Annotated in this window: 9 protein-coding genes; 4 read left to right on the plus strand and 5 right to left on the minus strand. The window is 71.0% G+C overall.

Features of this window, described 5'->3' with window-relative positions; genetic code table 11:
• Nucleotides 1-32: 32 nt before the first annotated feature.
• Both HW577_RS02040 and HW577_RS02045 read left to right on the plus strand, forming a co-directional pair.
• A complete protein-coding gene (locus HW577_RS02040) occupies nt 33-1,625 on the plus strand; it encodes a ShlB/FhaC/HecB family hemolysin secretion/activation protein (RefSeq protein WP_198374385.1) in 1,593 nt (530 codons plus the stop codon).
• The gene (locus HW577_RS02045) at nt 1,622-2,950 is read left to right on the plus strand and encodes an atrophin-1 family protein (protein ID WP_198374386.1); all 1,329 of its coding nucleotides are present in this window, start codon (nt 1,622-1,624) and stop codon (nt 2,948-2,950) included. The genes HW577_RS02040 and HW577_RS02045 overlap by 4 nt, the downstream gene beginning before the upstream one ends.
• 204 nt (nt 2,951-3,154) lie before the next feature.
• Here HW577_RS02045 and HW577_RS02050 read toward each other — a convergent pair whose 3' ends face one another.
• Nucleotides 3,155-4,552, minus strand: coding sequence for an amidase family protein (locus HW577_RS02050; protein WP_198374387.1), 1,398 nt, complete (start codon nt 4,550-4,552; stop codon nt 3,155-3,157).
• Nucleotides 4,549-6,582, minus strand: a complete 2,034-nt coding sequence (locus HW577_RS02055) for a molybdopterin-containing oxidoreductase family protein (RefSeq protein WP_198374388.1) — start codon at nt 6,580-6,582, stop codon at nt 4,549-4,551. Before HW577_RS02055 ends, HW577_RS02050 begins: the two co-directional genes overlap by 4 nt.
• Nucleotides 6,583-6,699: 117 nt before the next feature.
• Between HW577_RS02055 and mazG the strand changes: the two genes are divergently transcribed.
• Both mazG and HW577_RS02065 read left to right on the plus strand, forming a co-directional pair.
• Complete coding sequence (mazG, locus tag HW577_RS02060; RefSeq protein WP_198374389.1) at nt 6,700-7,512, plus strand: nucleoside triphosphate pyrophosphohydrolase; 813 nt, start codon at nt 6,700-6,702, stop codon at nt 7,510-7,512.
• 6 nt (nt 7,513-7,518) lie between these two features.
• A complete protein-coding gene (locus HW577_RS02065) occupies nt 7,519-8,466 on the plus strand; it encodes a hypothetical protein (RefSeq protein ID WP_198374390.1) in 948 nt (315 codons plus the stop codon).
• Between the two features lie 15 nt (nt 8,467-8,481).
• On the opposite strand, the gene HW577_RS02070 is transcribed toward HW577_RS02065, so the two are convergent.
• From HW577_RS02070 to HW577_RS02080, 3 genes are all read right to left on the minus strand, one after another.
• Nucleotides 8,482-9,432 carry a pirin family protein gene (locus HW577_RS02070; RefSeq protein WP_198374391.1) on the minus strand — a complete coding sequence of 317 codons (951 nt, stop codon included), beginning with the start codon at nt 9,430-9,432 and terminating at the stop codon, nt 8,482-8,484.
• A 75-nt stretch (nt 9,433-9,507) separates the two neighbouring features.
• Nucleotides 9,508-10,044, minus strand: a complete 537-nt coding sequence (gene greB / locus HW577_RS02075; RefSeq protein ID WP_198374392.1) for a transcription elongation factor GreB — start codon at nt 10,042-10,044, stop codon at nt 9,508-9,510.
• The gene (locus tag HW577_RS02080) at nt 10,041-10,868 is read right to left on the minus strand and encodes an inositol monophosphatase family protein (protein WP_198374395.1); all 828 of its coding nucleotides are present in this window, start codon (nt 10,866-10,868) and stop codon (nt 10,041-10,043) included. The genes greB and HW577_RS02080 overlap by 4 nt, the downstream gene beginning before the upstream one ends.
• Between the last annotated feature and the right edge of the window lie 5 nt (nt 10,869-10,873).

Consider the following 10,873-nt stretch of genomic DNA (forward strand, 5'->3'; position numbering starts at 1 on the left):
CTTCTGCTTGCCCTCCGCGAGACGAGGCATTGATGCGGCTGATTGCGACGCTTGGTTCTATGGGCATCATGCTGGGCCTGACCACTTGGGCCTTGCCCGCAGACGCGCAGGTGCGGCAGGCCGGCCGCGTTGCACCGGCGCAGCAGGTGCAGGTCAACTCGCTCGAACTGCACGGCAACACGCTATACGACACCGCCACGCTGCTCGCCTTCGCCGGCGGCCTCGTCCAGCAGCAGCAGGGTCAGGTCACGCTTCCTGCGCTCGCCGCGGCGATCGAGCGGCTGTACCGGGAAGACGACTATTTCCTCGCCAGCGCGACGCCGGTCTTCGACCCGGCGACCGGCCATTCGCATATCGAAATCGACGAGGGCGGGCTACGGCGGATCGAGGTGCTCGGCGTCGAGGAGCGTATCGGGCAGCGCATCGCTGACTATTTCCGCCCGATCCTGACCGGCGCGCCGCTGCGCATGGCGGATTTCGAGCGCTCCCTGATGCTCGCCGGCGACCTTTCCGGCGTCCAGTTGCGCGCCGAGTTCCGCATCGATCCGGCGAACAACCAGAATGTCCTTGTCGTCCACGCGACGGCGCGGCGCTGGCGCGTCAGCGCCATGGTGGACAACACCCCGCGGCAGCAGTCGGGCAATGCCTATCTCAGCGCCGAACTCTATTCCGGCCTGATGGCCGGCGACATGGCCCGCGTTATCGTCGGCGGCAGCGGCGAGACCGACTGGAGCGGCGCCGGCTTCAACTTTGCCGGCTTCTACCGTTTCCCCGTGGGCGATGCCGGCACCTATGTCGAGGTCTTCGGCGCGAACACCGTCTATGGCCGCGACGTGGAGGGGAACCTGACGGACCGGCGCCAGTCGCGCGGCATCAGCGCCGTCGCGCTGGTCGGCCACCCGGTGGTGCGCGACATCCATCAGTTCCTCTATGTGTTCGCCGAATACGCCTATGGGGAGATCGACTACGGCGACAGCGCCGTGGGGCGGGACCGGTCGAGCGCCGGGCGGCTGATGGCCTACTACACCAATGTCGAGGATTCCTTCGCGACGGTGAGGGCAGGGGTGTCCGCCACCCTCGGCTCGGCGGACAGCACCCGCAGCCCCTTTGTTGATTCCACCTTCTGGCATGTCCGGGCGGTCGGCGGCGTCGTGGTGCCGCTACGGCGGATCGATGACGGGCTGGCGCTGCGGATCGAGGGCTATGCGCAGGCGACCTCATCCTCCCTGCCGGAGACGGAACGGTTCTACCTCGGTGACCGGGACCGGATGCGCGGCTACAACATCGCGACGCTGACGGGCGACAGCGGTGCGATGGGCTCGGTGGAACTCAGCCGGTACTTCGCGGTGGAGGGCAGTTTGCTGCAGGCGATCATGCCGTCCGTCTTCTTCGATGCGGGCATCGTCCAGCGCAACAACGACCTCCCCGTGATGCCCAGTGGAAACGCCGCCTCACAGCGCGTCGGATATTCGAGCAAGGTCCTTGCCTCCACCGGCGTCGCGGCGCGGCTCTTCCTGGCCGAGAACTTCGTCCTGTCCGGCTGGGTCGGCCTTCCGCTGAGCGAGGATGGCCGCGATTCCTACCTGAGCCCGGCGGCCTATATCCGCCTCACAAAGACCTGGTGATCCACATGCGCAGCACGCGTCTGTCAGCCGCTCCCCTGATCCTGATCGGGCTGTGCGCTGTCGCGCCGGCGTGGGGGGCGCAACAGTTCGGGTGGTGCAACGGCACCAACAACCCGCATTGCAACAATGCACAACAGGGGCCTTTGCCGGGAACCGGCCAGACCCACCAGACGGTGCCGACGGTCACGCAGCAGCCGCCGCCGACCCAGCTTCCTCCCGTGATCCATGCGCCGATCACCCAGCAGCCGGGCCCGGTGACGACCACCCCGGTGCCGCAGCCGGTCCTTGTTCAGCCGCAGGCTGGGCCGCAGCGCGTTCCGCAGCCGATGATGGTGCCGCCCCAGACGCCGAGCCTTGTCCCGCCGCGGGTACCGCAGGCGATTCCGCAGCAGGTTCCGCAGGCGATCCCGCAGCGCGTTCCGCAGCCGATGTTGGTGCCACCGCAGACGCCGAACCTTGTCCCGTCACAGGTGCCGCAGGCGATTCCGCAGCCCATTCCGCAGTCCGTGCCGCACCCGATGCTCGTGCCGCCGCTGCCGACCTCGGGCGGGACGGGCTATCCGGTCCCCACGCTCACACCGACGGTCCAGACGCCGCCAGTGGTGCCGCAACTGGTGCCGCCGCTGCCGACCTCCGGCGGGATGGGCTATCCGGTCCCCACGCTCACACCGACGGTCCAGACGCCGCCAGTGGTGCCGCAACTGGTGCCGCCGCTGCCGACGTCCGGCGGGACGGGCTATCCGATCCCCGCGCTCACGCCGACGGTCCAGACGCCGCCAATGGTGCCGCAACTGGTGCCGCCGCTTCGGGGTGGTGGGAGGCCGCCGCAGCCCCCGACTGCCTATGCGATCCCGTTGCCGATGCTGGTCCAGCCGGTCCTCGTTCCAGCGTTGCAGCCGGGTCTCCAGCCGCCGCAGCCAGGGGGCGGTGGGACCCCGGGCACCATCCAGCGGCCCCGGCCGAACAGTTCAGGCACTCCCCAGCAGGTGCGGCCGCCTGCGCAGCCCATCGTCACCGTTTCGCGGGAACCGGCGGCGAGCAGCCCGGTGGCACCCAGCCTGGTGACGCGGAGGCCGGGGCGCCAACCGGCCCATGACGTGGCGCATTTCGATGGTGGTGCCGATGGCGGGGCGTGGAACTGCCTGGCCAGCGGCCACAGCATGCGCCGCCACATCAATGAGCGAGGCTTGCCTGCCGTGCAGGGCGCGCTGCCGAACATGGTGGTGGTGAACATGGCGTTCCGCGACGTGCCGGCCTACCACGAGGGGCATGCCGATTGCCTCGTCAGCGTCCATCGGCGCCCGCGCAGTGTCGCAACCCGCTAGGGCGCCGCGGCGGGGCTGACGGCGCGACACGACACGGCCGGTCCGGCGCCCCATCCGGGCTAGGCAGTATTTTCCATAATATACCTTATGCGGCATTCATTCAGGCCTGCGCGGGTCGCGCGGTGATGGTGTCCAGAGGCCTTTCGGCCTCTGGCGGGGTGGCCCGGAGGGGCAGCGCCCGTCCGGTCGCAACTGCGCTTGGCCTTACGCCGCGAAGCTTGGAATGAGCGGCTGCTCCGCGAGGAACGCCGCCGCCGCGCGCAGCACCAGCGCATCCGCGCAGCGCGGCCCGGCGATCTGCAGCCCGATCGGCAGCCCCTGCCCGTCCCGCCCGCAAGGCACGGACACGGCCGCGCCGTGGGACAGGTCGAAGGGGTACGAAAACTCCGCCCAGACCAGCCAGTCCCACGCATGGTCCGGCCAATGGGCCGGCCGCTGGCGCCCGACCTCGAAGGCGGCGACGGAGGCTGCGGGGGTCACGAGAAGATCCCAGCCCTGGGCGAACCACTGTCCGATCTCGGCTGCGTAGGCGATGCGCTGGCCCTGGGCCGTGATCGCCTCGCGCAGGGTCATGCCCTCGTATTCGGCCAGGCAGGCGGCGAGGCCCGGGTCCTGCTGCGCGCGTCGTTCCGGGTCGGTTTCCAGGAAGGGCAGCATGGCGATGCCCCAGAGGCCGCGTTCCAGCGCCGGCCCTTTTGGGCCCCAGGGCGGCGTGACTTCTTCCACGCGAGCGCCGGCGGCCTCGAACGCAGGCAGGGCGGCGCGGACGGCGGCGGCGACATCCGGATCGACGCGGGCATGGCCGAGGTCGGGGCTGTAGGCGATGCGCAGGCCGCGCAGGTCCGGAGCCCCAACCTCGGCGGCCCGGAATCCGCCCGGTAATGTCGTATGATCCGCGGGATGCAGCCCCGCCATCACTTCCAGCATGAGCGCAGCATCGGCGACGCTCCGGGTGATCGGCCCGGCATGAGAGAGCGACTGGTTGTTGGTAACGGGCGCATAGGGCACCAGCCCGAAGGTCGGCTTGTGACCGACGACGCCGCAGAAATGTGCCGGCAGGCGGATGGAGCCCGCGCCATCGGTCCCGAGGTGCAGCGCCCCGCACCCCGCGCCGGCCAACGCGGCTGCACCAGAAGACGAGCCCCCCGCCGTAACTCCATGTTTCCATGGATTATGCGTGTGCCCCGTCAGCGGGCTGCTGCTGACGGCAGTCCAGCCATATTCGGTCGAGGTGGTCTTGCCGAGGATGATCGCCCCGGCCGCCTTCAGCCGGGCGACGAGCGGCGCGTCATGCCCGACAGGTGTGGGATCGCTCAGGCGGGACCCGCGCCGCGTCGGCAGGCCGGCGACCGCCGTGATGTCCTTGATGGTGGCGGGTACGCCATGCAGCGGGCCGAGCGGCGCGCCGGCCATCACCGCCGCCTCCGCCTTCCGCGCAGCGGCCATGGCACCCTCGGCATCCAGCGCGGCGAAGGCGTTCAGCCGCGGCTCCCAGGCCTCGATCCGGGCGAGCACGGCGCGCGTCACCTCGACCGGGGAGGCGCGGCGCGTCCGCACCAGCTCGGCCTGCGCGGTGGCAGGAAGGGTCGCGAGGTCGGTCATGCCGCGCGCTCCTCACCCCAGGCGACGATGTCGAGGAAGGTGGACTGGTAGCAGGCGCCCTCCCCCATATCGGTCCGGCGCATGTCGCAGAGCATGTTGACCGTGCCCGACACTGCCTCGGCATCCGGCCGCTGGCCGGGCACCAGGCAAACGCCCGGCTGAACCTCGTCGCTGACCTTCAGCACCAGCCCCACCTCCCCCAGATCGTTGAAAAGCCTTACCTTCTGCCCGTCGGACAGGCCGCGCTTGGCCGCCTCAGCCGGGTGGAGGATCGCGCAGGGCGCCCCTTCCCGCTTGCGCAGGAAGGGCGAGGCCGCATAGGCCGTGTGCGCCTGGAAATAGCCCGGCGCCGTCAGCAGGCGGAGCGGCCAGCGGGCGGCGTCCGCGGCCTCGACCGGGTCTTCCTCCCAGATCGGCAGAGGCGGGATGCCCTGCTTCGCCAACGTCTCCGAATAGATCTCGAGCCGCCCGGACGGCGTGCGGAACTCCTGCGCCGCGGGCGGGGTGAATTTGTAGGGCCCCTCGAACACGCGGGCGGGATCGACCTCCCCCACCATGCCGGTCGCGCCCTTGAACAGGAGGGGGACGATGTCCTTGGGCTTCAAGGAAAAGACCGGATCGGTCAGCCCCATCCGCCGGCCGAGCTCCTGCGCCAGGTGGAAGTTCGACCGCGCCTCATGCTGCGGCAAAATGGCGGCCTCGGCGTACTGCATCCGGTAGGTGCCGTAGGAACGGTAGAAATCCTCTGTCTCCAGGTAGGTGGTCGCGGGCAGCACGATATCGGCGAAGCGCGCCGTGTCGGTCATGAAGGGGTCGTGGACGACGGTGAACAGGTCCTCCCGCGCCAAGGCCCGGCGCAAACGGGCCACGTCGGGGTTGGTCACGGCCGGGTTGTTGGCGGCGATGAACAGGGAGCGGATCGGTGGGTCGTGCATCTCCTCCAGCGCCTCGCCCAGCGCCAGGTGGTTCACCATGCGCGCGGTGGCGGGGCCGGAGGGCTTGCCCAGCACCTGGAACTGGAAGTCCATCGACGCCGCGGCGAGCAGCAGCGCCCCGCCCCCTTCCCGCCCATAGGCCCCGGTCAGCGCTGGCAGCGTTGCGACGGCCCGAAGCGCTTGGCCGCCCTTGGCGAGGCGCGTCATGCCCTCCCCGAGCCGGATCAGGGAGGTCTTCGCCGCGCCGTACATCGCGGCCAGCCGCTCGATATCGGCCTCGGCCAAGCCCGTGATCCGCGCCACGCGGGCGGGCGGGAAGCCGGGCAGGATCTCGGCCGCCCAGCGGTCGAAGCCGAGGGTATGGGCATCGACATAGGCGCGGTCGATCTTCCCGTCCCGCAGCAGGATATGGGCGATGCCGCAGGCGAGCGCGGCATCCGTGCCGATGCGAATGGGCAGGTGCCAGTCGGCCCGCGCCGCTGTCTGGCTGCGCCGCGGGTCGATGACGATAAGCTTCACCCCCGTCTTGCGCACCTTCTCGAGCAGCGCCCAGACATGGACGTTCACCGCCATCAGGTCGCAGCCCCAGGCGATGACCAGGTCCGAATGGACGATGCTTTCCGGGTCGGTACCGCCGACCGGGCCGAGCGTCATGTCCCAGGCCGTCTCGCAGCAGGTGTCGCAGACCGTCCCGGCCATGAGGCGGGACGTGCCGAGCGCATGGAACAGCCCCGAGACCAGCCGCCGGTTCATATGCCCCTGATGGGCGGAATAGGCGTAGCCGAGGATCGCCTCCGCCCCATCCGCCGCGATGATGGCCTTCCAGCGGGCCGTGATCTCGTCCAGCGCCGCATCCCATGTGATGGGCGCGAACTGCCCGCTGCCCTTGGGCCCGGTGCGGCGGAGCGGCGTGCGCAGCCGGTCGGGGGCGTGCACGACCTCGACATCGCGGGTGACCTTCGCGCAGGCGAAGCCCGCAGTGTAGGCCTCCTCCGGGTCGCCCTGGATACGCACCACCTGGCCGGCCTCGACCTCGACGACCAGGGAGCACATGTCGGGGCAGTCATGGGCGCAGACGGCGCGGTGCTTGGTCATGGCGGCGGGCTTCCTTCAGGCGCGGACAGTCTCGGCAGGGATGGCGCGCGGCGCAACGGGGCTTGCCAGCCACAGCCCGGCGCGGGACGACAGGCGCGCCACCCGTCAGGACCAGCCATGCCCGACCCGCGCGAAGCCATCGCCCATCTGATCGACATCATGGCCCGGCTGCGGCATCCGGAGACCGGCTGCCCCTGGGACCAGGTCCAGGATTTTTCTACCATCGCCCCCTACACGATCGAGGAAGCGTATGAGGTCGAGGACGCCATCGCGCGTGGTTCGCCCGCGACGCTACTCGACGAGCTGGGCGACCTGCTGTTCCAGACCGTCTACCACGCGCGCATGGCCGAGGAGCGCGGCTGGTTCGCCTTCGCCGACGTGGCCGCGGTGATCTCGGAGAAGATGGTCCGCCGCCACCCCCACGTGTTCGGGGAAGCCGAGGCGCGGACCGAGGCCGCCCAGGTCGCGGCGTGGGAGGTACAGAAGGCAGCCGAGCGCGCCGCGCGGGCCGAGACCGGGACGCTGGCCGGCATCCCGACCGGCCTGCCCGCGCTGACCCGCGCGGCCAAGCTAACGCGGCGCGCCGCCCGGGTCGGCTTCGACTGGCCCGACGCCGCGGCGGTGCTCGACAAGCTGGAGGAGGAGGCCGCTGAGCTACGTGCCGAGATGCGAAACGGTTCGGAGCCGGTCGATCGCGAAAGGGTGAAGGATGAGGTCGGTGACCTGCTCTTCGTCCTGGCGAACCTCGCGCGCAAGCTGGACCTCGACCCGGAGGACTGCCTGCGCGGGGCCAACCGAAAGTTCGAGCGACGCTTTCATTTTATCGAGCAATCACTTAAAAATGAAGGAAAAACACCTGCAGATGTCGATCTGGATCGCATGGAGGCGCTCTGGGGCGAAGCCAAGCGGAAGGCGGCCAGCAGGGATTGAGGCACCATGCTGCGTTCGCTTCTGATTGCCCTGATTTTCTGTTTTTTCTCGCTGGGCGAGGCATCGGCCCAGCCGCGCCGTACCCTGCACGACGCCGGCGCGGCAGGGCGCCTCGTGGCTGCCCCCGCCGGCATGGGGGAGGCGCTGCGCCTCCAGCGCGGTGGCCAGACCCTGTGGCAATCCCGTGACCAGCGCTTCGAGCCCTTCCGGGATGGCGCCCCCATCCCGATCGGCGGCGGGCAGAGCGCCATCGGCATCACCGGCTGGAGCGGCGGGGCCTATTGCTGCTGGACGCTGCACCTGTTCCGCCGGGGGGCGGGCGGGCTTGCGCATATCGCCTCCCTCCCCCTCGGCAAGCGCGAGCCCGATGTGCTGCGCCTGGCGCCGCCGGGGCATGACGGGATCGTCCTCGCCGATGCCGGGTTCGATTTCTGGGAGGCGCCGGCGAGCCGCGCCGCCAACCTTCACCCTTCCGTGCCGCTCCGCTGGAGCGGACGGGCGTTGGAACCGGACCGGGCCGCGATGCGCCGGCCCGTTGCCGCGGCGCTCGGCACCGCCTGCGTCGAGACCGCCGCGCCGGAGGACATGCCGCCGCCCGAGCAGCACGTCACGACGTATGCGAGCCCCGAGGCCGCGACCGCCGCGCTCCGCGCCCGGGACTGGAGCACCCGCGGTGGGGAGGCGCCTCATCCCGGCGTGGAAGCGGCGCGCCTCGCCGCCTGCCTGATCTATTCCGGCCATGCGGCCGAAGCCCGGCGCCTGCTGCGGGAAGCCTGGCCGGCCGGCGCGCCGGGCCTTTCGGAGACGGAGCGGCAACTCGCAGCGCGCCTTGCCTGCAGCCCCTTCGCCGGCGCGGTGCGCGCCATCAACGCGCCGGGCGCGCCCTTCATCGGTGCACGCTGCAACAGGAATGGCGCGGACCAGACAGCGGTCTTCGCACTCGACTGGCGGTAGCGCGCCGGAACGGGATCAGCCCGGCCGCGTCTCCGCCCGCACCGTCACGCGGCCTTCCGGCAGGGGGATGAACTCGGCCTCGTCCCCCGGCACCTTCGCGAAGCGGCCGGCTGCCCAGTCCGCCTTGGCCTGCTCCAGCCGTTCCCGGGAAGACGCGACGAAGTTCCAGTACATGTAGCGCGGCCCGTCCATCACCGCCCCGCCGAGCATCAGCAGCCGCGCGCCCAAGGGGCCGGCTTCCAGCGCCAGCGCGTCGCCGGCGCGGAAGACCAGCATCCGCCCGGCCTCGAAGACGCTGCCCGCCACGGTCACTGCCCCCTGCACGACATAGGCGCCGCGTTCCTCATGCTGTGCCGGCAGCGGCAGCCGTGCGCCCGGAGCCAGCACGGCATCGGCGTAGAACAGCGGCGAGGCGGTCTCGACCGGGGCACGCAGCCCCCAGGCTTCGCCGGCGACGAGGCGCAGCGTCACGCCGGCGTCGGAGACGAAGGGCAGTGCCTCGGCGCCGTGATGGGCGAAGGCGGGGGCGGTGTCTTCCATCCCCTTGGGAAGCGCCACCCAGGACTGGATGCCGAACATCCGACGCGGCCGGTCGCGCAACGCCGCATCCGTGCGTTCTGAATGGACGATCCCCTGCCCCGCCGTCATCCAGTTCAGTTCCCCGGGCCGGATCGGCTGGGCGGAACCGAGGCTGTCGCGATGGAAGATCTCGCCCTCGAACAGATAGGTGACGGTGGACAGCCCGATATGCGGGTGCGGGCGGACATCGAGCCCCTGCCCGGTTAGGAATTCCCCCGGCCCCATCTGGTCGAAGAAGATGAAGGGCCCGACCATCTGGCGTTCGCGGGCCGGCAGGGCGCGGCGCACCTCGAAGCCGCCGATGTCGTGCGCGCGCGGCACGATCACGGTCTCGATGCCCGGCGGGGCGGACGGGCAGGTTGGATCGGTCTCGTCGAGGGTGGACATGGGGTCGCCTCCTGGCTGTCCCACATGTCGGGCCGCCTGGTGCCGTGCGCCATGGGCCGGGCGTGATGGCGGCGATCAGCCGGGCGGATAGGCGATCGCCACCACCTCGATCTCCTCCGGCCCCGAGGGCAGGCGGAGCTTCCGCACATCGCCTACCTTCGCGCCGAGCAGCGCGCGCGCGACCGGAGCGACCCAGGAGACATCGCCGCGATCGGCATCGGCCTCGTCCACGCCGACGATACGGATCGTCACCTCGGCATCGTCGGACAGTCGCGCATAGGTGACGGTCGCGCCGAAGAAGACCTGGTCGCGCCTGGACTGCGCCGCCGGGTCGACCACCTGCACGCGGTCCAGCCGCTTGCGCAGGAAGCGCACGCGCCCGTCGATCTGCCGCAGGCGCCGCTTGCCGTACTGGTAGTCGGCATTCTCCGAGCGGTCGCCCAGCGAGGCGGCCCAGGAGACGACCTCGACCACCTTGGGCCGCTCCTCCTCCCACAGCCGGCGGATTTCCTCACGCAGCGCGGCCGCCCCGGCGGGGGTCATGTAGAAGGGCGTGCCGGGCGGAAGGCCCGGCGGGCCTTCATCCCCATCATCCTCGTCCGGATCGCTCACGGGTCGAGCAGGCTCGCGCGCAGCGCGTCCCAGGATGCGCGGTCCGGCGCGCAGATCAGCCCGCCATCCTTGTGCGTCGGCAGGTAGTCGCTGCCGTCGAAGCGCGCGGAATAACCGCCCGCTTCCCGGTGCAGCAGCCAGCCGGGCAGATGGTCCCAGGGCATCAGGCGGTTGTAGAGCTGCGCATGGGCATGCCCGCCCGCCGTCAGCCGGTATTCGTGCGCCGCGCAGCGGAAGCCGACGATGCCGGCCAGCCGCGGCAGGCGCGATGCGACTCGGCTGCGCAGGGGCTCCTTGAGATAGGTCCAGGAAATCGCGGCGACCATGCGCTCGACCGGCGCAGGCGCGGCAACGCGAAGGTCGGCCATGTGCCGGCCCTCCCCATCGGCGATCCAGGCGCCTTCCCCGCGCAGGGCGATCGCCGTGTCGTCACCGAGCGGATCGTGGATCCAGCCCGCCACGACTTCCCCGCGCACCACCGCTGCCGCCATGCAGCCGAACAACGGCGTGCCGGCGGCGAAATTGGCCGTGCCGTCCACCGGATCGACCACGAAGGCCAGGTCCGCGCCGGCAAGGCGGTCGATCACAGCGGGGTCGGCCGCGGCGGCTTCCTCCCCCACCACGACGCAGCCGGGGAACAGCCGCGCGAGGCCGGCCTCGATGATCCGCTCCGCCGCTTCGTCCGCGTCGGTGACGAGGTCGAGCGGGCCGGACTTCGCGCGCACGGCGCCCTGCGCGAGCCGGCGGAAGCGCGGCAGGATCTCCGCCCGCGCGGCGTCCCGCAGCAGCGCCGCCACATCGGCCGCGCGCGCCGCGCCGATCACCGCCC

The organism is Neoroseomonas rubea (genome assembly GCF_016106015.1).
GTDB lineage: Bacteria > Pseudomonadota > Alphaproteobacteria > Acetobacterales > Acetobacteraceae > Neoroseomonas > Neoroseomonas rubea.

Coding starts and splice junctions, on each gene's coding strand:
- HW577_RS02065 (WP_198374390.1), top strand. CDS start 7,519: ATGCTGCGTTCGCTTCTGATTGCCCTGATTTTCTGTTTTTTCTCGCTG.
- HW577_RS02050 (WP_198374387.1), bottom strand. CDS start 4,552: ATGACCGACCTCGCGACCCTTCCTGCCACCGCGCAGGCCGAGCTGGTG.
- HW577_RS02055 (WP_198374388.1), bottom strand. CDS start 6,582: ATGACCAAGCACCGCGCCGTCTGCGCCCATGACTGCCCCGACATGTGC.
- HW577_RS02070 (WP_198374391.1), bottom strand. CDS start 9,432: ATGTCCACCCTCGACGAGACCGATCCAACCTGCCCGTCCGCCCCGCCG.
- mazG (WP_198374389.1), top strand. CDS start 6,700: ATGCCCGACCCGCGCGAAGCCATCGCCCATCTGATCGACATCATGGCC.
- HW577_RS02040 (WP_198374385.1), top strand. CDS start 33: ATGCGGCTGATTGCGACGCTTGGTTCTATGGGCATCATGCTGGGCCTG.